This is a genomic window from Rhodopirellula halodulae (assembly GCF_020966775.1).
In the GTDB taxonomy this organism is placed as follows: Bacteria; Planctomycetota; Planctomycetia; order Pirellulales; family Pirellulaceae; genus Rhodopirellula; species Rhodopirellula halodulae.
Map to the genome: position 1 here is coordinate 92,909 of NZ_JAJKFV010000002.1, position 23,521 is coordinate 116,429.

The following is a 23,521-nucleotide window of genomic DNA, read 5'->3' on the forward strand; positions in this document are numbered from 1 at the left end:
AACCTGCTGATTCCATGACACGTCTTTTCGCGGGAACCCCGTTTGATATCCCACCGACGTGCGACCTCTGCGGAAAGCAGGAAACGGATTGCCTCTGCACGGATCAGCAGAAAGCCGATGCGGAGGCCGCTCGTCAACGCGAAGCCGATCGACTGCCGCCCGAACAGCAAACCGCTCGCATACGATTGGATCGCCGGAAAGGTGGCCGCACGGTGACCTTGGTGGAAGGACTGACCTCGCGAGCCAACGACCTGCCAGCCCTTCTTGGCCAATTGCAATCCGCGTGTGGCTCGGGTGGAACGGTGAAAAAGGCAGACGATCTGATCGAATTGCAGGGCGACCACATCGAACGAGTTCGACAAAAGCTGAGCGAAATCGGTTACCGGCTGAAGAAATAGCCCGCCGCTTCCAACCGCGAGATCGCTTCCATTCGCGTTCGACTTTCGTCCGTCAGTGCTGGCATTTTCTTGAGGTAGTCGAGTTCTTCCCGCAGCAAACGTCGTAGCTCGGCGTCTTGTCGCAATAAGAACCACGGACCGAATTCGTAGCCCAATTCGGAATCACACCCTCGCTGCTGCAATTGCTGGTAGGCAGGATCTTCCGCCTGGTCTGTTCGCTGAAACGAAAGGATTTCAAATCGCCGCCCGCCTTGCGTGCAACGTTCGTCCAACAACTTGAATCGATTGTTTCTAGCCCAACGTCGCACAACATTGATTGACTTGTTGGGCTGCAGCATCAAACGGTCGGGCACTCGTTCAGGAAAAGCTTCCAGGATCCTGACAATGGAACCGCCACCCATTCCACAGATACTGAGTGAATCCACTTCCGCCGGCCGCAGTCCCGCCAAGCCGTCAGCGAAACGCACTTCGGCTGCATAGCCATTCAAGGTTGTCTTGGAATTCTTGAACGGTTGACGTTTGTTTTCAATCGCGAATCCAAACTGGATCCGCCCAGCGGCGAGCAACGCCGCGAGAAGATGACCGTGATCGGAACCGATATCGGCATGTCGCTCGGATCGAATCATCGATGCGACACATTTGAGTCGAGCGTCAAGTCGCGGCATCAATCATCCAACGACCGTGGCCGTGGTGCCTGACTTCGAGACGCGGCGCGTTCATTCAAGAATTCTCGCAGTTCCTTTGCAAGTTGCCCGGCTGTCTGCGGTCGATCGTCGGGATTGTCGGCCAAGCATCGAGACAGAATCGCTTCCAATTGTGGATTGAACTTTGGATTGACCTCTGTCGCGGGACGAGGCGATGTGGTCGCGATTGCATGAATCGTTTCTTCGCGACTCATCGAAAGCGCGCCGTGCGGGTGCTCTCGCAAGAGAAACAGATAAAGCATGGTCGCCACCGCGTAAAGATCCGATCGGTGATCCACACTTTCCGCATCCCCGCGAGCTTGTTCTGGTGACATGTAGAGCGGTGTTCCGAGCACGGCGCCGTCATGCGTGCTGCTGTTGGATGTCGGCAGTTTGGTCCGGAACATCGATTTGCTCAAACCAAAGTCAACCAGTTTGGGCTGGCCGTCCTTGCCAACCATGATGTTCGACGGTTTCACGTCGCGGTGAATGACACCGTGATCGTGCGCGTGCTGCAACGCGTCACAAACCTTCGCCATCATCTCAATGATTCGCGTCGCCCGAGGAGCCTCCGAAGCGATGTAATTCGCGAGCGATTCGCCTTCGACCAGTTCCATTGCGTAGTACGCGAGATCACGTTCCAAGTGACTGGCATAGATCGACGCGATTCCCGGATGATCCATTTTCCGCATCACTTGAATTTCGCGAGCAAACCGCTCGAACACCAAATCTGTCGCGAGGTCGGCACGAATGATTTTGATGGCTGTCGGTTTGCCAGACGACCGATGAGTGCCTTTCCAAACCGTCGCGAATGCGCCACGTCCGATCAGATGATCGATCTCGAATCCTTCGATTTGCGGCTTGGTCCACTTCATGGGTGGAACCGCTTCGATGATGCGACGCGCCGCGGCCAATCGACTTTTTAGCAGCGGCGCAACGATCGGTTTGGTCAGGTAATCGTCGGCTCCCGCGTCCAAACCTTGAATCATGTCCTCGTCACGATCGCGACTGGTCAGCAAAATGATGTAGGTAAACGGATGCTCGGGATCCTGTTTGATTCGGCGGCAAATCTCGACACCTTCCATGCCCGGCATCAACCAGTCCAACAACGCCAATCGTGGCGGGTCCTCGGATCGCAAATAACCGTACGCTTCGTTGCCATCCGAAGCCGATTCGATCCGGTAGCCCCAGTTCTCGACAGCAGCCGAGATCAAATTGCGCCACACGGGATTGTCGTCAGCGATCAGCAATTTCATGGGGATTCAATTCCGGGATGTTCAAGACCGGAGGAAGAGTTCAAAAACTCATCCAATTCCGTCTGGGCGAGGTCGAAAGCAATGATGAGGGCTTTCGCACGGTCGCGTAATAAATGCATCCTCTCTTGTTCTGACGTTTGCGTTTGGCAAAAGGTTTCCATCGTATCCGCGATTTTTTGAGCCTGGGTGGCACCAATCGCCGCTGCCGTCCCACGAAGCTGATGAGCCGCTCGCTCGATTTGCCTCCGGTCCCGCGAATTCATCGCCGTTTGCAACGCTTCGATTTGCGGTGGAAGCTCCTTGCGAATTGTATCCACCAGGGAACGCAACACATCGAGGTCACCTCCCACATTTTGCATCACAACGCTGGGATCCAAACCCGGCGATTCATCCATAGCCGCTGATGAATCATTAGTCAGCGATGAATCACTGCTCGTCGATGAAACACTGCTCGGTAACGTCGCCGTTCCGCCCCGCGGCAGAGGTTGCATCAAGTCATCATCCTCCAACGCACGCTGACAATCAAATGCCTCGATCGTTTGAAACAGCAACTGAGGTGGATACGGTTTGGTCAAACAAGCATCCATCCCCGCCGCCAAACATCGATTGCGATCTTCGGTCATCGCGTGAGCGGTCAGAGCAATGATGGGCACATCTTTCGATGGCGCCGGCAATTCTTCGCGAATGATTTTGGTTGCCGTCAGACCATCCATTTCGGGCATCTGCACGTCCATCAAGACAAGGTCATACGAACGCTGACGCAAGCGCTCAATCGCCTGCATTGCATTGGGCACCGACGTGACCCGATGGCCGCGTGCCAGCAGCATTGCTTCGGCGACGGCACGATTGATCGCCCCATCTTCGACCAACAACAAATCGCACGGTCGATCGCAGGTACCGAACTCCTCCACCGGTTCTTCTTGCCGCTGCACCGCCTCAAACGTTTTGGTTTGCTCGGGTGTTGGAACCTGCAATGGAATGTCAAAACGAAAGTTGCTGCCTTGCTCCGGCACACTGCAAACCTCCAATTGGCCTCCCATCAATTCAACCAGTTGCGAACTGATCGCCAGCCCCAAACCTGTTCCGCCAAAACGCCGCGTTGTGGACGAGTCGGCTTGCATAAAGGCTTCAAAGATTCGGTCTTGCTGCTGTTGCGTCATCCCAATTCCTGTATCGGCGATGACAAAAACGATCCTTGCCGTTTCAGTCTCGGGGGAGTCCAGATTTGTCGTTCCTTCGATGTCGCGACGGATGCTCAGCGTGACTTGTCCTTTCGAAGTGAATTTCAAGGCATTGCCAACCAAGTTGATCAACACCTGTCGCAAACGTGTGGGATCGCCCAGCAATAGATCAGGAACATCCTCGGGCGAACTGAACTCCAATGCAACATTCTCGTCTCGCAAACCGCCGACGGCGTCCATGGTCTGCTGCAACAAATCAGATAGCCGAAACGGCACCAACTCCAGCCTCATTTGACCGGAATCCACCTTCGAAAAATCCAAGATGTCATTCAAAACCGTCAGCAAGCCTTTGGCCGACGATTGGATCATCCGCATGTAACGTCCCTGTTCGTCGGTCAGCTTGCTACGAAGCATCAGGTCCGTTGTACCGAGGATTCCGTGCATCGGAGTCCTCAATTCATGACTCATGTTTGCCAAGAATTGATTTTTGGTGACGGCCGCCTGCCGTGCCTGTGCCGCTGCCTTCGTCGCCAAGTCACGTTGGTCTTGAAGCAAAACTTGGTTGCGTTCCTTCGCCACGATGCCGATCTTCAACATGCCGATGCTGACCACGCCCCCCAAGTACAGAGACAGAATGGTCGCGACAATTCCGATCATGCCAACACGAGCAATGATGATCGATTGGACATAGCTCTCGGCAGGAAAGTCGACGCCAACCAAGGCTTCGACCTCTCCATCGTCGTTGCGCAGGGGCGCGTAGGCGGTCACCCAAATGCCCCAACGGTCTTGGCTGGGCACCTCCGCGAAAGTTGGGCTGCCTTGAAACGCTTGGCTAATCTCGGCTTGGCTGGAATCGTAGAAGATCTCACCAATGTGAGTTCGTGATTCCCGCGGGCCACGAAAGATTCCGTTTCGGTCGTAGTCGGTTTCGGAATCAACAATCAGTTGATAGGGCAACCCTTTTGTGTTGCTTCGAAGCGATTGCAATCGTCGCGACTCATCCGGATCGATCCGACGCATGGTGTAGATATCGCTGACCTGCGAGTTGACCCGCAGCCAACGTTTCTGAGCTTCGATCATTCGCAAATAGACCGGATCGTCCGCGGGCGTTCCAGGGTCGATTTGCTGGTGCCCCAATTGCTCAAGCTCTTCAGCGTAGGTCGGTGCAAACCCACTGACCTGCTGCCTCAATCGCGAACGTTGATAGCGATCCACCAACTCCACGGCCACAAACCCAGCGACCAACAACAGGATCAAAACCAAACACGATAGCCGAAAGCGATTCTTCATCGCCTGATTGGAAAGCCCGAACGGAAGCTCCCCATGGGATGAATCAGGCGGCATTTGACGACGCACCCGATGCATCAGATACGCATGCCCAGCGAAGAATACCAATGTAAACAAAGCGTAGTCGATTCGATATTCGTACCACGCTTGCCACATGGCCTAGCCCCCGTTTGCCGAATCGAGTGTTCGCAAGACCAAAATTGTGACTCCCACAAAAAGTGTAATCGTGTACAGCGTCACCACCAGAGACCAAAAAATCCGCTGCCACAGCGAGAAACTCGGCCTGCGCCACAACAACGGAATGCCAAAGGCGCCGGTCACAAAGAACAAGACCGCCAGGGTCGCGGCAGGCCGGTTGGTCCATTGCCCCGCATCGTCGTCTTGGTCCGTATCGAGATACGACGGCGCCACGGTGCCCGGCTGAATCACGATGCAGCGATGCCGAGGCGATGTTGCGACCGAAGCCTCGGCAACACAGGTGCCGGCGTGGTCGGAAGTGCGGACGGCACTGGATTCGGCTTCGCTCATTTGCAAACTCGTTACGGCAATTGCTCCACGGCGGATCCGCCTGATGTCTCCGCCAAACGATCTTGAGCCGTGGCCACCAAAGGCTCCACCGCGGCGTTGGATGCGTACAACTCAACGATGCTGTACCAGATTTTTCGTGCGGCGATCGTTCGGCCATCCAAGAACAGGCGATCAGCTTCTTTCATGCGATCGCTGATCAATCGAGCAGCTTCCGTCTGATCGGTATCCACCTCCGAGATTTTCGCGATTCGGCTGCGAGCCAAGTTCACCAACGGTTTGTATTGTTCTTCGTCTCCCAGCACCGTGATCATGGATTGATACTTGTCGACCGCTGTCGCGTTGTCACCAAAGGTCTCGTACCGCATGGCTTCCGCCACCAAACGCTCCGCCTCATTCTGCAGCGGCAGGTTGCGATTCAGCTTCACCGTCAACGCATGCTCCGCTTCGATCATTCGCACGCGGTCAACTTGCTCGGACGCCCATTCCGCGTGCTCGCCATCAGGAAACTGCGCCAACATGGGTTCCAGGTAGCTGATGCGAGCCTGAGACATGGAGGAACGGGTCTCTTCCGCCAGCAACTGTTCGGCTTTCGCTTTCATCTTGCCTTCATTCATCGGCCACGCCACCCAGACCAACATTCCGATGATCAGTGCCAAGATTGGCAGCAACACCAACGCTTGGTCGTGCCACGGCGTCGCATCGGGGATCTCGTCAATGTCCGCCGTGACCTCAGCTCGCCCAAGCAACTTGCGAGCTTCTTTTCGATCTTGATCGTCGGTCACTGACAGCGGACTGAACCCGCTGGATGCGTGCTCGGCAACGCCGCTGCGTGACATCGCGCGTTTGCGAACTTCCGCCAATTGCAGCTTGACCGCTGCGGCGGAAACCGGACGTTGTGCGGGCTCTTTGCTCAGCAACTGCATCACCAACCGGTCCATCCACACCGGACATTCCATCACCGTCGAGGCAACGGAAGTGGGCGATTGATATCTCAAGTTGCTGGTGACTTCCTGCACGGTCGATCCGGTGATCGGTGGCGATCCAGTCAACGCTTCGTACAACAACGCACCGAACAAATACAAATCGGTTCGCGGAGTGACTTGTTCGTTTTGCGTTGGTGCTTCCGGTGCGGAACGCATCATCTGCGCCGCCGAAGGAGGGCGGGAAACGTGGTAGGGGCCGCTGCGAAACGGAGGTGTGCCGTCGACGCCTCGCACATCAATCAATACCGGGCTCAACCCGGCAATGATGACTTTGTCCGGCGTCAGACGCCCATGCACGATGTCGCGATCATGCAGGTACAACAACGCATCAATCAGAGGCTCCGCCAATTCCAACACGGACTCCCATGGCAGCCGGCCTCTTCGCTCGATCTCATCCGCCAAAGTCGGGCCTTCGACCAGCTCGTGCGCCAGGTAAGCCTCGGATTCTTCAAACCCACCGCCGTAACACTTCACGATCGCCGGGTGATCGAGCTTCTTCAGTCGATCCCATTCCTCTGCGAACGCCTGGCGGGATTCCAAGGTGCCGCCGAATGGCATTTGGAACACGCGAACCGCGACTGCCTTCCGCATCTTGATGTGAACCGCACGCCAAACCCGAGCGTCTCGCGCTGATGGATCCGATCCCAACGGGGATTCGATGGCGAGCGGACCGAGACGACTGCGTGGCATGAGAAGACAAACTCAAAGGAAAAGATACGAACCTCGCTCTATCATACCCTCGACGCGGCAAATTGGCTTGCGAGAGCGAGCAGGTTGGATCAAGCACCAACGTTCAGGCCGCCGAAACGACGCTGACGGTTGCCAAATTCGTCCAGAGCAGCCTGGAAGTCTTCTCGCTCAAATTCAGGCCAGCATTTCGGTGTGAAGTACAGCTCGGCGTAGCTGATCTGCCAAAGCAAGTAATTGCTGATACGGATGTCGCCTCCCGTGCGAATCATCAAATCGACTTCCGGCAAACCAGCCGTGTCCAACGTTTGATCCAATCGCTCTTCGGTGATCTCGTCGGCGGTGATTTCGCCCGATTGGACCTGCGAAACGAGCTGCCGCGTCGCTCGTGTCAGCTCATCGCGACCGCCATAGTCCACGGCGAGAACCAACTCGGTTCCGGTATTGCCTTTGCAAACCGCCCGCGTTTTCGCGATTTCGCGAGTCACCTCGTCACCGAGTCGATCTTGGCGTCCGATGAAACGCAAACGCATGTTTTGGTCGCGAATGGTACGTCGCTCTTCCACCAGATATTGCTGCAACAACTGCATCAGGAAGTCCAGCTCGGCCTGGGGGCGTTTCCAATTCTCGCTGGACAGGCAGTACAGCGTGATCGCATCCAGTTTCAACTCGCTCGCGGTCTCGGTCACCATTCGCACGGTGGAAACCCCTCGTCGATGACCTTCAATCCGAGGCAGATCACGAGCCTGCGCCCAACGGCCATTGCCGTCCATGATGATCGCGACGTGACGTGGAAGATTCATACTAGCGAGTGGAACTGTTGTCATGCGAGTTTCGTGAGAACCGCGTCGATGCAGGGCTCCCAAGATCCAAGCTCGGGCTGGCGAACGATTTCGACACTGGGATACCACCGCGTGGACTCGCCCGATCGAAGCCAACGCCAATCAGGAACTTTCCCCAGCAGCAATATCGTGCGGACACCAAGCGATCCCGCCAAGTGGGCAATCGCCGTGTCCGTGGTCACCAACGCATCCAAGTTGTAAAGCACGGCGGCGGTATCAACGAATTGACCGCTCGACTGATCCATTCCGGGTGGCAAACGATGAATTCGCTGGCCCAAATCCGATTGGTCAAGTTGCTCCGTCCCGTGCCCGAATTGCAGACTCACACACGTCAGCGATTCGGACTCAACGACCGAGCGAAACGCTTCCAGCGGAACGCTGCGATAAACATCGGCGTGATGCTCTGGGTTGCCCTGCCAATTCAACCCAATCAATTTTTTGGCCGGTTGCCGCAGTGGAGAGAGTGAGTTCTGCCAATAATGCCGGGTGGATTCGGGGACGCTCAAATACCCCGCATGCGATTTCGACTCGGTCCACCGGAACAGTTCCGCCCCGTCATAAAGTTCACCATCCCGCTGGTACAAACCATCCAGGACTTCCAAGAACGAACCTTGGTAGTCGACCGGCACACCGGCGGGCAAACTCATTGCTGCTGAATGAGCGTCCACATCGGGGATCAGACGTTCGATTCCCAATCCGTCAGAACCCACCGCGGATGAAAACAAGGGAATCAGCTTCGGCGGGCAAACCACCATGACTCGGTCGGCCTCTTTCGACAAAGCCCTGGCGACTCTCAGAAAATGAATCGCATCGCCGAGTCCCTGTTCGGGATAGATCAGCACGGTTTTGCCGTTCAGCGGCTGCCCCGACCATACAGGCACGTGGCCGCCGGCCGATTGCAAATGGGACGCGATTTCGGGTCGCCCCACGCCGGGCATTCGCCAACGCCAACGGTACTCGTTCCAACCACGTTCATAATCGCCCAGCAACAGCGAGATCACGCCGAGGTTGCGATGCAGTTCCGCGTTCTGAGGCTCGATGGCGAGGCCTTCTTCGTACCATTTCAGACCGCGTTCGATTTCCCCGTTCCAAATCCAGAGTGTGCCCCGGTTCTTGATGGCTGAGAGATAGCCGGGCTGCTGCTGAAGTGCTTGATCGAAACAGTGCTCGGCCTGATCCACATCGCCGAGCATGCGAAATGCGTTGCCGAGATTATTCCAAGCGATCGGGAAATGGGAACGCAAACCAATCGCACGTTGATACGAGTCCACCGCACCGGCGAAGTCTCGTTTGTCGAACTGGGCAATGCCGAGATAGACCCAGGCATCTGCGGACTCAGGCACTTGACGCAAAACGCCGCGATACATTTGCATCGCGGCGTCCACGTTACCTGATTGATGAACTTGCCAGCTTTGCTGCAAGATCTCAGCCAAGGTTGGCATCAGTCTAGGAAACCAACCAAATCTTGGCTGCGGCTGGGTTGCTGCAGTTTGCGAACCGCTTTGGCTTCGATCTGACGAATCCGTTCGCGGGTCACTTTGAAGATGTGCCCGACTTCTTCCAGCGTGTAGCTGTATCCGTCACCCAAACCGTAACGCAATTTGATGATTTCGCGTTCGCGGTAGGACAGGCTCTTCAGCACACCCGTGATTCGTTGACGAAGCATTTCTTGCGTCGCACCGATTTGTGGGCTTTCTGCGGTGCCGTCGGGCAGCAAATCGCCAAACTGGCTGTCTTCGCTGTTTCCAACGGGACGGTCGAGCGAAATCGGGAAACGGCTCATGGTCAACACGCGACGGGCTTCTTCGATGGTCACGTCGGCGCGGCGAGCGGTTTCTTCGATCGATGGTTCGCGACCGAGTTCTTGCAACAATTGACGAGCAACGTTGCGAACGCGGCTCATGGTTTCGACCATGTGAACCGGAATCCGAATCGTGCGGCTTTGGTCAGCAACGGCACGCGTGATTGCTTGGCGAATCCACCAAGTCGCATACGTACAGAATTTGAAACCACGACGATATTCAAACTTGTCGACCGCACGCATCAAACCCGCGTTGCCTTCTTGGATCAAATCCAGGAACGACAGTCCACGATTGCGATACTTTTTCGCGATCGAGACGACCAAACGAAGGTTTCCTTCGCTCAGTTCACGCTTGGCTTGTTGGTAATCGCTGTACACGGTCCCCAACATCTTCACGCGGTTGCGAAGCGAGGTTGGCGTTTCTTGGCACGCGGTCAAAATCTGACGACGCTCGTGCAGCAACTGCTCACGAACTTCTCGTCCGTGCTTGGTGCGTTTTTGCTGACGGATCAGCTCATCGATTTCGTCGAGTCGCTTGGAGAATTTCTCCAGCAAGCCGATTCGAGTTTCGATGCGTTGAGTCCGCAAACCGAGTTCCTCGACCAAGCGAACCGCACGGCGGCGACGACGAGCCAGTGCACGCCATGCTTCCGCACGACGACGTGCCGGGGCGCTTTTGCTCATCGCGACTTTCCAGTCGTGACGGTTGCGGTTGAGCAACGTTTGCAGCGTCTTCAAGTTGTGAGGCAGACGACCAATGATCTGCTCTTTTTCCAAACGGTCCGTCACACTGACTTGGACGGTTCGGTCGAAAGGCAGTTGTCCGCGGTAGACCTTTTTCAGCGTCTTGTAAGCTTCGACCAGAACGTAGTGGTTCTCGAGCAACTTCGTACGGAAGCGGCGTCGAGTCTCTTCGATGCGTTTGGCCAATTCGATTTCTTCACGACGCGTCAGCAACGGGATTTCACCCATTTGCGTCAGGTACATGCGAACAGGGTCATCCGACCAAGTTTCCGATTCGTCCAACGCGATCAATTCATCGGGGCTGTCCAATTGGACTTCGCCCTCGGGCGCATCAGCAACACTGACCGCGTTGTCATCTTCGCTGTCGTCGACTGGTAACTTGCGGAATCCTCCTGTGACCACGTCGGTGCTTTGAGCCGAAACGTCGTCGAAATCATCCATCATCGGATCGAACAAAGTAGATACTCCTTTAGGTGGCATGTCTTTTCTATGGCGGACGACCTCAAATGGTTTGGTCGGTCGTCACGGAGAACACTGTGGCGAATCAGCGTTCAGCAATTTTGGGGATCAAACGTCCGTGTCGTGGGGCAGCACTCCGACGGAGTGTAGTTACGGCGACTACAAGGTCGAGACGTAATTTGCCGCCCAGGCAAGAGGTCGTTGGCGAAGTCGATCACGGAGGGTTCGAGTGGCACGTGGGTTTCGAGAAGAACAATCAACGAATAAAAATTCCGAAACGGCCAATGAGGAAACCGATGCGGTGAATGTGCAAGGAATGTTGCCAGGGCGAGAGACGCGGGTGCAGATCGTGCGACCGACCGACGACGTCCATTGAAGAAAATTCCGACACACAGTCACTCTACCACCCGTGAACCTGCGAACCTCCGAACAACTGCCAATTGGAAAAATTTTCCGATTGACCCGATATTCCATCCTGGAGGCTGAAAAGGGACGGTGGACCATTTGTGGCGCGAACCGAATCCCATTCGGAAGCGAAGACGAACGATAGTTCGTTGTGGTTGTATCGCGACTCATCCAGCGGATGTCCGGTCAGGCAAACATGACTCCCTCGATCGATTGGTCGGGCTCGATGAATCAGCAAAGATTCGCGAGCCGCGTGGTTGGGCAAGACAGAGAATCTTCGATGAAGATCATGACTGAATTGCCGCCAACTGACCTCTCGAAATATGCTGCGTGACAGCTTCGAGGAAAGTGATGTCCTGACGGGAGCGATTGGTCGTGTGTTACCCTCAGCACACCGTGATTCTAGTTCCCAGAATGACTCGGTCCACCCGGGCGTTGTTCTTTTGATTCGTGATTTCAGCCATGTATTTGCTTCCTTGCCCGCATTGCGACCACTCCGCCACAGTTGGCCCTGCTCAGGCGGGTGACCAAATACCATGCCCGCAATGTGGTCAAAGCATCGCCGTTCCCAAGCTGGGTGAACTCCGCCAATTGCCCACCGCTGAAACGAGCGATTCCGATCAAAAGGAACGAGATGCCGGTTCAGCTGGTCATGCGAATCGCCCGACCGTGCTCTTCACGGCACTCGGTTTGCTAGCTGCGGGGCTCTTTTTGGCAGCGGCGTTTTGTGCCGTGAATTGGGCCACAATCAGCGTTCCCACGACGACCGAGGGACACATCGCCCAGTTCGAAGAGGCCTACCAAGAAGTGAACTCGGCCCAGATGATCCGAGAATGGGAAGAAATCAATCGCAACGGCGTGGACCTTCCGGCCATGTACAAGTACCGAGCGATGGAGCTGGACAAACAGGCTTGGCTCCGCAACACGAGCCTCTTTTTCGTGGCCGGAATCGTGGCTGTGATGGCGGCTGTTTTCGTCGGCCGGGGCTCGCGTTCGGCGGACGCCTGATTGCTCCTCTGGCAGCGAAAAATTTTTCGCTGATACGGTCCTGATACTGAAAGCTGGGGGGACACTTGGTCGACTGCGTCAATCGAGTGGTCGGCCTGTCAAAAACCCACGCAATCTCGTGAAACTCATCCGCGGTTTCGCAGCACATAGACGACGTCTTCCGTGGACGCGTCAACGGCAATCGGTTCCGCGATTTCGTAAGCGAAGTCGTACGTTGCCAAACACTCCCACTGACCATCCGCCTCAATCAATCGATTCATTTGTGCTGGCGTGTAGCTTCGCAAATGCAGTTCATCGTTGATGCGGAAACTTCGGCGTGGCGTGTGAACGTCGAACCGAATTCCAAATCGCTCCATGCGTTTCTTTTTGTTTCGATCGATCGTCCACATGTGCGTGTTGATGGCCAGGTTGCCTCTTCGTGCGGACCAGGATTCGGTCTCGCTGGGAGGCACAGCCGTCGGGGTTAAGTGAACGCCCAATAAGTAGATCCCGCCCGGCCGCACCATTCCGGCCATGCTCTGCAAATGCCCGCGGGCTTCTTTTTCGGATCCGACGTGCCGAAAGCTGTTGATGGTGTTGAAAGCGACGCAGGCCGGCCCCGTCGGTTTTGATGTTTTTGCCTTGCCCAGCACCGGCCGAAAATCGGCGGCGGTGAACTCGCACATGTCCGCCACGATCGCGGTTGGCCGGAAGCCGGCGCGTTCCAAACGCTCGTTGCAAAAGGCGACGGCTTTTTCATTCAAATCCAATCCACACGTCGCGTGCCCCTTCCGCTCCAGCGAAGCCATCAAACGACCGGTGCCACAGGCGGGCTCAAAGAAGAGCTTGGGTTTCTTGTCCAGGAAGGCGTCCGCGCAGTCCAAGATGAACTGCGTCTCCGCCGCCACATCGGTCCCGAAGACCAAGTCGTAGTACTTGGGATGGTCGTAGATCGATTCTTCCAACACTTCCATCGTCATCTCCGATCAGCGAACCGATTCCAATCCCAAACCGCGGCGCAGCACACCGATCTGTCCGGCATGCAAGCCTTCGTGAATGGGACAGAACAGAACAGCGCCCAACTTGCACGGATAAACCGCGTAAGGCATCTCGATCTCGACCAGCAGTTCAGCGGGATCAAGCTGATCCAACACCTGCGAGGACAATTCGTGCACCCGATTCAACTTGTCCAGAAACTCTTGCGGGGTGGGTTGGCCTTCGGGCGACTCCGGTGGTTTGCCGCCTCGACCGTAGGTCTTTCGAAATTTCCCAGGGATCAATTTCAGATCCTCGGGTTCGCGACCTCGCATTCGGAACATCAACAATCCGTACTGGCTGACCGCAAGATGCCCAACCTGCCAAGCGACGTGGGACGACGCGCCGGCTGGCATTTCATACCAACGATCCATCGGCGTTGCTTCCAACAACTCCAACGAATAGCGACGGGCGAATTCGATCTGGCCCCGAGCGGCTTCGAACATTCGGATGGCGTCCGAAAGGTCGGGCAGCGGTCGGTCGGTGGGCGAAGGGGTGGTTTGGCTCATCGCCGAACTTTATCCAGACCGCCGGTTTCTGTCACCCAGAGCGAATGGGTGGGGCTCCGCCGCGATCAATCCTTCAATTGATCATCTATCAGTGAATCGAACAGCTGCCGGAGTCGCAGGACTTGCCGGCCAATCGGTACCGGCGTTTCGCAACCTCGCGATACAGCCGTCGCCAAATTCCTGCGGTTCCGGGCAGATGCAGAATAGGAGCCGCCAACCAAAGCGTCGGCAAACGCCGGGATAGATAGCGAACCGCGTCGGCACCGCCGTGACGCCGATTTTGCTGGTCCACCACGTACATTTGCTCCATCAGTTCTTCTCGCGTCAGATCGGGGTACCAACTGGCCACGCGAGAATCATGCAGTGAGAGATAAGCCAATCGCTTTCCGCCCCAATCCAACCGACGCAGATTTTTGACTGCCGCCCGACAGAAATTGCATTCGCCGTCGTAAATCACCACATCGCAACCAGGACACTGATCCGGATCTTGAAGCGGATTGGACGTGTCTGGCTGAGGGCGATCGGACGACTCACAATTGGGGGTCGTCTCGGCGGCTGGCAGTGTGCTTTCAGTCATACAATCAATTGTAGGCTACAGATCAGTGTTCCGACCGGACTCTGGGTTCCGACCGGACTCTGGCTAGTTGGATCCCAAAAGCATCCAACCAATACATGCCAGTACAGGATCGCATCCCGCGTGATTCCGGGGAACCAGGACAATTCTGCTGCGGACGGTCGCGTCGTCGCGTTATAATCGTTGCAACGACGTCTCAGATTGTTGCAATCGCTATACCGCGAATTCCGCGATGGCTTCACAATGGCGGGTTCGTTTTGCGAGCCTCCCAACCCCTCGGGCCTCCCAAAGAGATCCATTTATGAACGTTCGGCCACCATCGCACGGTTCCCACTCGTCCAGTCCGCATGACGAAGGGCTGCCCTTGTCACCGGAGCAGGCTCAGTCCGCGGTCGAGACCAAAGTGCGGTCGGCACGTCACCGATTGATGTTGGGACAGTTTGGACGCTCGTTCGCGGTTTTTTGGTTCGTCGGTCTCATTGTCGCCACGATCGCAATTGCCGCGGTCGCGATCACCCCCGTCCCGCTTGAAATACTGAATCTCGAACCGTCCGCGGAATCGGTCCAGCAATGGTCAATTGGCTGGATCGCCGCGGTCACCATCGTGTCAGCGATCGCAGCAGCGCTGGCCATGTGGTGGAAAGCACCATCGCTGCTTCAAGTCGCCGCCGAAGTGGATTCGCGATTCGCACTGAAGGCGCGGCTGAGCAGCGTGCTCGCTTCGCAACAAACCGTCGATGTCGATTCGCGTGCCGGCAAAGCATTGCGTCAGGATGCCGCCCGCCGCGCGAGCAAGCTTTCGATTGCCGATCAATTTCCTCTGACACCTCAACGTGTGTCTTGGTTGCCGCTGGCCATCATCCCAATTTTGTTGGTGATGGTCTTCGTGGTGAAACCAGCCACCGATGCTCCCTTGGAAGGTACCGAACTCGTCAACGCCAGCGAGATCCGCCAGGTCAAAATTGCTGCCGCGGAACTGAAGAAAAGGTTGGCTCAGCAGAAACGACAAGCCGATGCCAAAGGCTTGCTCGAAGCTCGCGAAATGTTTGAGAAGATGGAGTCTCAACTGGACAAGATCACCGAGAGCAAAACACTGACTCGCAAAGACGCATTGCTGGAGCTGAATGACATCAAGGAACAAATCCAAGCTCGCAAAGACCGCTTGGGTTCACCCGACGAGATGCGAAAGGTCATGACCCAAATGAAAGGTTTGGAAGGTGGCCCCGCCGAGAAAGTTGCCTCGCAAATTCAAAAGGGAGACTTCGGAAAAGCGGCGGAGGAAATCAAGAAGCTGGCCAATCAGGTCAAAGACGGAACGCTGTCAAAAGAACAGAAAGAGAAACTGAAAAAACAAATTCAGCAAATGGCCGAACAAATGAAGAAGGCCGCCGCGGAGCATCAACAAAAGAAAGAACAGCTGAAGAAGCAAATCGAACAAGCTCGCCGAGAAGGCCGCAACGAGGATGCGGCCAAGCTGCAACAGAAATTGAACGAAGCCGAAGCGGCCGATTCTCAAACAAAGCAAATGCAGCAAATGGCGGAAGCATTGGAGCAAGCCGCGGAATCAATGGAACAAGGCGACGCAGCGGCAGCAGCCGAAGCGATGGAGGAGATGTCGCAGCAACTGGGCGACATGCAGCAAGCCCTGTCAGAGCTGGAAGATCTTGAGTCCGCGCTCGGTGACTTATCGCAGTCCAAAAACCAAATGAATTGCAAACAATGCAACGGCGATGGCTGCCAAGAGTGTCAAGGTGATGGGTTCGGCGACGGCGACAAACCCGGCCAAGGGATGGGGAAAGGCAAGGGCAAAGGTGACCGTCCCGAGGAAGAATCCGACACCAACACCTACGACACGCAAGTTCGCGGCAAGGTCAAACGTGGCCGCGCCATCATCGCGGGCTTTGCCGATGGTGCGAACCGAAAAGGTGTCACTCGCGAGGACATTCAATCCGCGATCGAATCCAACCTCAGCGAAGAAAGCGACCCGTTGGAAGACCAGGTCCTGCCCCGCGACGAACGTGAACAAACTCGCGAGTACTTTGATCGACTTCGAGAAGGTTCATGAATCGAGTTCAGCTGGTCAGTCTCGGCTTGATCACCGCCGGATGCGTCTGGCGCGCCCTGTGGATTGTCGCCTGCGTGCCGGATCGCACTGACACCGCCGACCAAGTTCGAAAAGTTGTCACCACCTCCATCCAACAAGATCTACGGGATGCCGGTTGGAGCGAATCTCAGATCGATGCCGCTGAGTTGTCGTTGCTGGTTCGCGCCGCGAAGTCGCCCGCCTCATCCGACGTCAACCCAGATCTTTCGAATTGGAATCGCACGTCGGTTCAACGCTTTGATCCGGAAGCCGAAGTCTGGATTGTACCTGGCAAGGATGGCCAACCAGGATGGGACGGTTGGGATGATAACCAGAATGGAACCGTCGACGATCGATCGGAACTCGGTGCCGCTTGGAGCGACGATCACTGCGTGACGCCTCTTTCGCCGGACTTCCCAGCCATTCCTCGCGAGCGTTCGCGAATCATCAACCGAGGAACCTTCGTCGCCTCGGATTGGAAGACGGTGGCAACCGCGAACTCAACCGATTCGCAATCGTCCAATCTGCGTTGGCGTTTTGTCTACACCAACTCATCGATCGAACGTGATCAAGCTGCTGCTGAGTGAACCGAAGCCCTAGCGTTTGCCCTGGCGGATTCGCGTTTCTGCGTCAGCCACTCTTCGCTCGCCACCACGTTGCCGCGAAAACGAAGCAGTGACTTCAAGTCCAAGCGAGGCACTTTTTCGCGTGCTCCCCAAATCAATGCGAGATGGGTCAGCAGCCCCAAACGGTGATAGTTGCCTTGCGACCATTCGGCCAATTGCTCAGCCGCATCATCTGTAACGCAGGATTTCGGTTGACCCGCGTGACGGAAGTTGTCCAACAAGCATTTCGCCATGGCTCGCGTGGAAGTTTCGAAACGGTGCGTTGGCATGTGACCATGCCCCGGCACGATGAATGAACGAACCACCAACATCGTCATGGGTGCGTGCCGCGGATCGCGGCTCACGGTTTGTTCATACCACTTCAGCAGTGAAGACTTAGAAGTCCCATCCACGATCGCCAGTGTCCGGATGCCTTGGTGTTGATTCTGGCGTGAGACGTCCAACCAATTCTGCAACCGCTGCCTGTCAAAGCCAGCTTCAGTGGAGGCCAACACCTCCAATGGCATGCGTTCAATCCCCTGCGTGGCTTTCCAACGCCGCGTCCAGGTCGTGATGCCCGCGCCCGGTGCAGCGTGCACAACCGCGAGAGAAACGTGATTTCGCAACTGGGTCGTAACCCAAAGATTCGCCTTTTGATGCTCAGCGGTTGGATAAATGTATTCGTCGCGATGGACGGGCACTTCCACATCCGGTGGTTCCGTGAAAGGTTGACGGAACAATCCCCAGTGGCAGCGATCGGCCGGGCTGAGCAACGGGATCGGCATGAACAATGGTCTCTCAAGAACAAACTGCTATCGCTAGTCAGATCGACTGCCCCCGCTCGCCGATTGCTTTCTGTTTCGGTTACCTTGCGAGATCGTTGTAACCCGCACGACCGGCCCGACTGATGTCCGTTGATCCATGACTCGACGCTATTTTGTTCCAGACCTGAAAGCCCAAGCCCCGGTGGTCCAATTGCCGGACGAGGAAGCGTCTCACGCGGCGCGAGTGATGCGGGTGCAAACCGGTGACGCCATCGAACTGTTCGATGGTTCAGGGAACCAATGCACGGCGGAGGTGATGTCGGTCAGCAAACGAGAATGCACCGTTCGCTGCGACACCATTGTGCATGTGAACCGTGAGCCGAGCGTGCACTTGGATTTGGCCATCGGTTTGCCCAAACCGGATCGTGCAAAAGAATTGATGGAACGCTTGACGGAACTGGGCGTCTCTCGTGTCATCCCGGTGGTGTTCGAGCGGACCCAACGTCCTCCCGCGGACAACCTGATGCAAAAACTTCAACGAATTGTGGTCGAAGCCTGCAAACAATCCGGCCGCAACACGTTGATGCAATTGGATGCACCAATCCGTTTCGCTGAACTGCTGACACTGGACGCTTACGATTGGCAAACTCGACTGGTCGCAATGCCGGACTCGCCTCCGCTCCCCTGCACGGTACCGGTCCAGGATAAATCTCAAAGCCAGCACGAAGCCAAGAGCTCAGAGCCCCAACGTCCGCGTCAACTCGCCGTGATTGGCCCCGAAGGCGGACTCTCCGACGTGGAACACCAGCAATGCTTGGCAAAAGGGTTCGACTCATTCGGTCTCGGCAAACGAATCTTGCGGATTGAAACGGCTGCGACGGTTATTGCGGCGCGACTGCTAATGGATTGATAGATCCGTTCACTATGAACAGCGGTGAAGCTTTGGCGTGAAATCGCAAGCTAGGTTTGCGTGGTCAACGAATCTGTGAGGGTGGAATCCATCGTCCCAGACGCGTTGAAGTCCCATGTGACCTCATCAACGGCTTGCTTCAAGCATGAATGCCCTGCTCACCGACACGCACAATTTCGAATCCGCCGCTCTGGGTGGATTGCTGACAGACGATACGTTCTGGCCAGCCGAGCCTCGCTCTTTGAATGAGCTGGGTCTGTCGGTCAGTTTCATCGAGGCGTTGACGCTGAAATCGATTCATCAGATTGGAACGATCAGTGGCCGCAACGTGGCAACCATGATGGGACTGCCATTCCGGTTGGTGGAACCGATCGTGGACGCACTTCGCACGCGAAAATTTGTGGCTCACGTCCGTCCCGCCGCGTTCAACGATTACTACTATTCGTTGACGGAGCTCGGACAAAAACGTGCGCAAACGCACCTGCAGCAATGCGCCTACATCGGTCCCGCACCGGTGCCGCTATCTGACTACACGTTGAGCGTTGAAGCTCAAGCCGCCGGTGTCGATCCAATCGAACGCGACGATCTGCAGGCGTCTCTTTCCAACATTTCCTATCAAGACGAGTTGCTGGACCAAATTGGGCCGGCCATCAACAGCAACACAGGTATGTTTCTGTTTGGGCCTCCCGGAAACGGTAAAACCACCATCGCTCGCAGTCTCACACATTGCTTGGGCCAAGAGATCTGGATCCCGCATGCGATTCTGGATGATGGAAACCTGATCAAAGTCAAAGACGACGCCTATCACCAAGAGGCTCCCATCCCGGAAGGAGATGGCCAACTTCTGAAGGCTCAAGAATGGGATCGCCGCTGGATTCGTATTCAACGCCCCAGCGTCGTTGTGGGTGGCGAGTTGGTGATGGAGAACCTCGAAGTTCGCCACGACCATCGCTCCAACATTTGCGAAGCACCGCTGCAGATGAAAAGCAATTGCGGATGTTTGCTGATCGACGACTTTGGGCGGCAACGAATCGCCCCCGAAGAACTTCTGAATCGTTGGATCGTTCCGCTTGAGAACCGTTGCGACTACCTGACGTTGCCGACCGGCAAGAAGATCCAAATTCCATTTGAACAGTTGATCCTGTTCTCCACCAACTTGAATCCCGATGACTTGGTGGACGAAGCGTTTCTGCGACGCGTGCCTTACAAAATTTTCGTCAACGATCCATCGCCAGACGAGTTTCGCTCGCTGATGAAGACGGTTGCCGCACAAATGGGTTTTCCGGAAACCCCCGAAGCCGCCAACCACCTGTTGGCTTACTACCAAAAGAACAATCGTCCGCCACGTCGATGCCATCCGCGTGACTTGCTGACTCAAGTCGCCAACTTTTGCCGCTATCGACGATTGCCGCTGACGTTGCGTCCAGAATATCTCGATCAAGCGTGCCGAAGTTATTTCAGCGCGTTGTAGTCAACTTCGATCCTTTGCTTCGTGCCTCGCTGAGGTTCTTCAAAGCTTCACCAACTAAACAGTATCACCCACCTCCTTCGTTGTTTCGCGTCGTCCCATGACCGTTCAATCCACTCCAAACATCGCTCCCGGCTATGAGCCCATTGCTGGCTACACGCTGGAAAAGAAGATCGGCGAAGGCGGCTTCGGCGAAGTGTGGTTGGCCAATGCGCCTGGTGGATTGAAGAAGGCGGTCAAATTTGTCTTTGGAGCAACCGATGCCAAGCGAGGCTCTCGCGAATTAAAATCGCTGGAGCGCATCAAAGGCGTCCACCATCCGTTCCTGTTGACGCTGGAACGATTCGGCATTGTCGACGACCGGTTGGTGATCGTGACCGAACTTGCCGATGGTTCCCTCGAAGACATTCTGAAGCGTCACCAAGACCGAGGTTCGTGCGGCATTCCGCGTGCGGCTTTGTTGTCTTACTTGCACGATGCCGCAGATGCGCTGGACTACCTGCACAGCAACTATCAACTTCAGCATTTGGACGTGAAGCCTGGCAACCTTTTGCTTGTTGGCGGTCACGTCAAAGTTGGTGATTTTGGTCTCCTCAAAGACCTTCGCGAAAACGACCATTCCGTGGTGGGCGGGCTGACACCCATTTATGCACCACCGGAACTCTTTGACGGTCGGCCCAGTATCAACAGCGATCAATACTCGCTGGCGGTGATGTACCAAGAACTCTTGACCGGAACACGTCCGTTCACCGGACGCACGATCGCTCAATTAGCCACGCAGCATATCCACGCCGCGCCGGTGCTGGATCCGTTGCCCGCAGCCGATCGAGTCGCGGTGGCGAGGGCGCTAGAAAAGAATCCGGATCGTCGCTTTGAAAGCTGCAAGGACTTTGTCGAGGCATTGCGAACGCCTCGCGGTCGCGATGAGACGGTGGTGAAGTCGTCCGCCAACCCGAATGTCAAGCAACGCAAAGAAGCGGTCGAAGACCTACCCAGTCTCAACTCGGGCCAGCAAGCCTTCTCCGGTCGAGTGACCGGTCACGCGATGGTGATCGCCGTCGGCGGCCTGGGAGCGGAATGTTTGCACGAACTGCGACGCCGTGTCGCCACACTCCACAGCGCATGTCCCTTGGATTTGCATTCTGTTTTGATCGACACCGACATGAACACCATCCATGCGGCACGATTGACGGAAGCATCCGATCGCATTCCACCGGCCACCACGCTACACACACCGCTGAAGTCACCGCAGCAATACCGAGAAGGTCGCACCGATCACTTCCGGTCCATTTCGCGACGTTGGATCTACAACGTTCCGCGAAGTGGTTCCACCGAAGGCATGCGTCCGCTGGGTCGATTGGCGATGATGGACCACGCGCAGACCATCGATTCCAAACTGCGTGAATGCATCGACCACTTGGCCGCTGTCTGTGGTGATCGCGTGCCGTCGATCTATTTGGTCGGCTCGCTGTCGGGCGGCACGGCCAGCGGCATGATGCTGGACTTGGCACCAAGACTGCGCACGCTGCTCGATGAAGCCAGTTTGGAAAGCGCATCGATCCTTCCGCTGTTCTCAATGGTCTCCGTTCAAGGCAACCCACACCAACCGCTAACCCTGCATGATTCGTATGCTGCGATCGCCGAGATCAGCCACTACATGCATCCGGAAAACAGCTACCCGGGCGATCCCGGGTTGAACTGGCCGGGAGTCCCCGCCTCTCGCAACCCGCTTCGCAACGCCTACGTCATCGCTGGTGGTGAAACCAGCGCCGCCGGATGCACCACCATCGTGGATTATCTCTGGGCCGATGCCACCGGGGCCGGTGAGTTATTGGCGGAAGCTCGCAAGAGTGACATCGACGAACGTTCGCTGCATAGCAAACCCTCGCTGCGCTCGGTGGGTGTGGCGAGACTGAAGTGCGTTCGCGCATTGGAAGAAAACCTGTTGGCTCCCGCCGCGGCACGTCACCTTCTGCTCAATTGGCTTGGCAACCCCACCGAGGCTCGTCAGATCGCCTCGGTCACCTGCGAACGTTTTCGAAAGCGTTGCGGGCTGGAACTCGGCGTCTATATCGACGAAGTCAAATCGGCTATTGGAACGGACGCCAACGCGGTCTCCGCTGGCTTGTCGCGAATTGTTTCGCAGGTGCCGGCTGATCAACTCCTGCAACCCGAGCGACTGAACCGGTTGCTGCGTGAACGTCTCAGCGAATGCGATGTGCTGGATCGATTGGATCGAAAGGCTGCCACGCAGATGGTCATGCTCCGACGCGAAATCTCAGTCCGACTGCACGACGGACGCGTCGATGTGACCACCAGTCTGCAAGCCGTGGAAGAACTGAAACGCTGGTGTTCCGATTCGATCTTGGAATTGGAAGAGCTTGATTTTGGAGTGAAACAGCAACAAATTTCTTTGTTGGAATCACTGGTTTCCTCGGAAGATCTTGTGACGGAAATCGAATCCGCGGAGCAACTCGCAGCGTTCGAGCTCAATCGCATTGCAATCGAATTGGCCGGTGATCAACTGCGAACCTTCCAACAGAGAATCGGAAGCCTGCACGAAGTGCTCACGCGAATCGCCGTGGGAATCGCCAAAGCGATTCGATGCGTCCCCGGCGACGACCAGGATTCAGAGAATCCATGGACGGAGATGCCGCAAGAAATTCAAATGCGTTTCAATCCCTTGCTGGATCAACTGCACGCGCAAACGGCGCCCAAGTGGTTGTTGGGATTGCTGCGTGACCCCAACTCGGAATGGGACGAATCTTCGATGCCGGTGGAGTTGGTTGCGAAGTGTTTGCCGATGGTCGAGAGCATCATCGACAACCAACGAGCCATGGAGCTCGAAACATCCGACTCGACGACTTCCACGGGCAAGAGCCAAACCACCGACCCAAACGGATCGCCCGCCACCTCCTCACTGACACGACTCACGGGCGAATCGAGCAAAGCATCCATTTCCGAAACCCAAATGTTCGAGCAAACCTCGCACGTCAAACGCGAGGCACCGGAACAGACCAGCATTGAATCGGCACTGCAAGTTGCCGCCCCGTCGCTGTTGCAATGTGGCGGACGCCAGCGACTGCTGTTGCTCGTCGGCAGCCAAACGGAACAGGAACGGCTCGAGTCCAAAGTTCGTGCCGCCCACTCAGGAACACTCACCACCGTCGTGATTCCGGGGATCACTCCCATCCTGATCCACGAAGCCCAGCAAATTCCGGTCGACAACTTGCTGGAACAACTGAACTTGGTCTCCGGTGGCAACACGCAGATCAGCAAACGACTGCACGCCCGCAGCGACTTGGATTGGCGAGTCTGATCCAGCGTCGGAG

The 23,521-nt window shown here is 56.1% G+C and carries 19 protein-coding genes; 7 read left to right on the top strand and 12 right to left on the bottom strand.

Going from position 1 to position 23,521, the window contains the following annotated elements:
- Positions 1-14: 14 nt before the first annotated feature.
- Positions 15-398, top strand: coding sequence for a translation initiation factor (locus LOC70_RS00985; protein ID WP_230251394.1), 384 nt, complete (start codon positions 15-17; stop codon positions 396-398).
- Here the strand turns inward: LOC70_RS00985 and LOC70_RS00990 are convergent.
- From LOC70_RS00990 to LOC70_RS01025, 8 genes are all read right to left on the bottom strand, one after another.
- Entirely contained in the window at positions 380-1,063 is a 684-nt protein-coding gene (locus LOC70_RS00990) for a tRNA (adenine(22)-N(1))-methyltransferase (RefSeq protein WP_230251395.1), read from the bottom strand. The two genes, LOC70_RS00985 and LOC70_RS00990, sit on opposite strands and share 19 nt — an antisense overlap.
- Complete coding sequence (locus tag LOC70_RS00995; RefSeq protein ID WP_230251396.1) at positions 1,063-2,337, bottom strand: protein kinase domain-containing protein; 1,275 nt, start codon at positions 2,335-2,337, stop codon at positions 1,063-1,065. Before LOC70_RS00995 ends, LOC70_RS00990 begins: the two co-directional genes overlap by 1 nt.
- On the bottom strand, positions 2,334-4,961 hold the full coding sequence (locus LOC70_RS01000; RefSeq protein WP_230251397.1) for a hybrid sensor histidine kinase/response regulator: 2,628 nt from the start codon (positions 4,959-4,961) through the stop codon (positions 2,334-2,336). The genes LOC70_RS00995 and LOC70_RS01000 overlap by 4 nt, the downstream gene beginning before the upstream one ends.
- A gap of 3 nt (positions 4,962-4,964) precedes the next feature.
- On the bottom strand, positions 4,965-5,333 hold the full coding sequence (locus LOC70_RS01005; RefSeq protein ID WP_230251398.1) for a hypothetical protein: 369 nt from the start codon (positions 5,331-5,333) through the stop codon (positions 4,965-4,967).
- Between the two features lie 11 nt (positions 5,334-5,344).
- Positions 5,345-7,006 (bottom strand): serine/threonine-protein kinase, encoded by a 1,662-nt coding sequence (locus LOC70_RS01010; protein WP_230251399.1) that lies wholly within the window; start codon positions 7,004-7,006, stop codon positions 5,345-5,347.
- Positions 7,007-7,095: 89 nt separating this feature from the next.
- Positions 7,096-7,830, bottom strand: coding sequence for a polyprenyl diphosphate synthase (uppS, locus tag LOC70_RS01015; RefSeq protein WP_230251400.1), 735 nt, complete (start codon positions 7,828-7,830; stop codon positions 7,096-7,098).
- Complete coding sequence (locus LOC70_RS01020) at positions 7,827-9,287, bottom strand: tetratricopeptide repeat protein (protein WP_230251401.1); 1,461 nt, start codon at positions 9,285-9,287, stop codon at positions 7,827-7,829. Before LOC70_RS01020 ends, uppS begins: the two co-directional genes overlap by 4 nt.
- The gene (locus tag LOC70_RS01025) at positions 9,287-10,846 is read right to left on the bottom strand and encodes a sigma-70 family RNA polymerase sigma factor (protein WP_306796857.1); all 1,560 of its coding nucleotides are present in this window, start codon (positions 10,844-10,846) and stop codon (positions 9,287-9,289) included. Before LOC70_RS01025 ends, LOC70_RS01020 begins: the two co-directional genes overlap by 1 nt.
- A gap of 870 nt (positions 10,847-11,716) precedes the next feature.
- Here LOC70_RS01025 and LOC70_RS01030 point away from each other — a divergent pair.
- Entirely contained in the window at positions 11,717-12,262 is a 546-nt protein-coding gene (locus tag LOC70_RS01030; protein WP_230251403.1) for a hypothetical protein, read from the top strand.
- Positions 12,263-12,387: 125 nt separating this feature from the next.
- Here the strand turns inward: LOC70_RS01030 and LOC70_RS01035 are convergent, their stop codons facing one another.
- From LOC70_RS01035 to LOC70_RS01045, 3 genes are all read right to left on the bottom strand, one after another.
- On the bottom strand, positions 12,388-13,215 hold the full coding sequence (locus tag LOC70_RS01035; RefSeq protein ID WP_315857189.1) for a class I SAM-dependent methyltransferase: 828 nt from the start codon (positions 13,213-13,215) through the stop codon (positions 12,388-12,390).
- 12 nt (positions 13,216-13,227) lie between these two features.
- Positions 13,228-13,785 (bottom strand): DinB family protein, encoded by a 558-nt coding sequence (locus LOC70_RS01040; protein WP_230251405.1) that lies wholly within the window; start codon positions 13,783-13,785, stop codon positions 13,228-13,230.
- 88 nt (positions 13,786-13,873) lie between these two features.
- The gene (locus LOC70_RS01045) at positions 13,874-14,362 is read right to left on the bottom strand and encodes a thiol-disulfide oxidoreductase DCC family protein (RefSeq protein ID WP_230251406.1); all 489 of its coding nucleotides are present in this window, start codon (positions 14,360-14,362) and stop codon (positions 13,874-13,876) included.
- Positions 14,363-14,660: 298 nt separating this feature from the next.
- Here LOC70_RS01045 and LOC70_RS01050 point away from each other — a divergent pair, with 298 nt between their 5' ends.
- Entirely contained in the window at positions 14,661-16,424 is a 1,764-nt protein-coding gene (locus LOC70_RS01050; RefSeq protein ID WP_230251407.1) for a hypothetical protein, read from the top strand.
- A complete protein-coding gene (locus tag LOC70_RS01055; RefSeq protein ID WP_230251408.1) occupies positions 16,421-17,029 on the top strand; it encodes a hypothetical protein in 609 nt (202 codons plus the stop codon). The genes LOC70_RS01050 and LOC70_RS01055 overlap by 4 nt, the downstream gene beginning before the upstream one ends.
- Here LOC70_RS01055 and LOC70_RS01060 read toward each other — a convergent pair.
- Positions 17,011-17,832 (bottom strand): hypothetical protein, encoded by an 822-nt coding sequence (locus tag LOC70_RS01060; protein ID WP_230251409.1) that lies wholly within the window; start codon positions 17,830-17,832, stop codon positions 17,011-17,013. The two genes, LOC70_RS01055 and LOC70_RS01060, sit on opposite strands and share 19 nt — an antisense overlap.
- Before the next feature lie 136 nt (positions 17,833-17,968).
- On the opposite strand from LOC70_RS01060, the gene LOC70_RS01065 reads away from it, so the two are divergent.
- From LOC70_RS01065 to LOC70_RS01075, 3 genes are all read left to right on the top strand, one after another.
- Positions 17,969-18,721, top strand: coding sequence for an RsmE family RNA methyltransferase (locus LOC70_RS01065; RefSeq protein WP_230251410.1), 753 nt, complete (start codon positions 17,969-17,971; stop codon positions 18,719-18,721).
- 145 nt (positions 18,722-18,866) lie between these two features.
- Positions 18,867-20,192 carry an AAA family ATPase gene (locus tag LOC70_RS01070; RefSeq protein ID WP_230251411.1) on the top strand — a complete coding sequence of 442 codons (1,326 nt, stop codon included), beginning with the start codon at positions 18,867-18,869 and terminating at the stop codon, positions 20,190-20,192.
- 97 nt (positions 20,193-20,289) lie between these two features.
- Positions 20,290-23,508, top strand: a complete 3,219-nt coding sequence (locus LOC70_RS01075) for a protein kinase domain-containing protein (protein WP_230251412.1) — start codon at positions 20,290-20,292, stop codon at positions 23,506-23,508.
- The last annotated feature ends 13 nt before the right edge of the window (positions 23,509-23,521 follow it).

What these genes read in the sequence shown, in the direction of transcription:
- LOC70_RS00985 (WP_230251394.1), top strand. Translation starts at nt 15, where the DNA reads ATGACACGTCTTTTCGCGGGAACCCCGTTTGATATCCCACCGACGTGC.
- LOC70_RS00990 (WP_230251395.1), bottom strand. Translation starts at nt 1,063, where the DNA reads ATGCCGCGACTTGACGCTCGACTCAAATGTGTCGCATCGATGATTCGA.
- LOC70_RS00995 (WP_230251396.1), bottom strand. Translation starts at nt 2,337, where the DNA reads ATGAAATTGCTGATCGCTGACGACAATCCCGTGTGGCGCAATTTGATC.
- LOC70_RS01000 (WP_230251397.1), bottom strand. Translation starts at nt 4,961, where the DNA reads ATGTGGCAAGCGTGGTACGAATATCGAATCGACTACGCTTTGTTTACA.
- LOC70_RS01005 (WP_230251398.1), bottom strand. Translation starts at nt 5,333, where the DNA reads ATGAGCGAAGCCGAATCCAGTGCCGTCCGCACTTCCGACCACGCCGGC.
- LOC70_RS01010 (WP_230251399.1), bottom strand. Translation starts at nt 7,006, where the DNA reads ATGCCACGCAGTCGTCTCGGTCCGCTCGCCATCGAATCCCCGTTGGGA.
- uppS (WP_230251400.1), bottom strand. Translation starts at nt 7,830, where the DNA reads ATGACAACAGTTCCACTCGCTAGTATGAATCTTCCACGTCACGTCGCG.
- LOC70_RS01020 (WP_230251401.1), bottom strand. Translation starts at nt 9,287, where the DNA reads ATGCCAACCTTGGCTGAGATCTTGCAGCAAAGCTGGCAAGTTCATCAA.
- LOC70_RS01030 (WP_230251403.1), top strand. Translation starts at nt 11,717, where the DNA reads ATGTATTTGCTTCCTTGCCCGCATTGCGACCACTCCGCCACAGTTGGC.
- LOC70_RS01035 (WP_315857189.1), bottom strand. Translation starts at nt 13,215, where the DNA reads ATGGAAGTGTTGGAAGAATCGATCTACGACCATCCCAAGTACTACGAC.
- LOC70_RS01040 (WP_230251405.1), bottom strand. Translation starts at nt 13,785, where the DNA reads ATGAGCCAAACCACCCCTTCGCCCACCGACCGACCGCTGCCCGACCTT.
- LOC70_RS01045 (WP_230251406.1), bottom strand. Translation starts at nt 14,362, where the DNA reads ATGACTGAAAGCACACTGCCAGCCGCCGAGACGACCCCCAATTGTGAG.
- LOC70_RS01050 (WP_230251407.1), top strand. Translation starts at nt 14,661, where the DNA reads ATGAACGTTCGGCCACCATCGCACGGTTCCCACTCGTCCAGTCCGCAT.
- LOC70_RS01055 (WP_230251408.1), top strand. Translation starts at nt 16,421, where the DNA reads ATGAATCGAGTTCAGCTGGTCAGTCTCGGCTTGATCACCGCCGGATGC.
- LOC70_RS01060 (WP_230251409.1), bottom strand. Translation starts at nt 17,832, where the DNA reads ATGCCGATCCCGTTGCTCAGCCCGGCCGATCGCTGCCACTGGGGATTG.
- LOC70_RS01065 (WP_230251410.1), top strand. Translation starts at nt 17,969, where the DNA reads ATGACTCGACGCTATTTTGTTCCAGACCTGAAAGCCCAAGCCCCGGTG.
- LOC70_RS01070 (WP_230251411.1), top strand. Translation starts at nt 18,867, where the DNA reads ATGAATGCCCTGCTCACCGACACGCACAATTTCGAATCCGCCGCTCTG.
- LOC70_RS01075 (WP_230251412.1), top strand. Translation starts at nt 20,290, where the DNA reads ATGACCGTTCAATCCACTCCAAACATCGCTCCCGGCTATGAGCCCATT.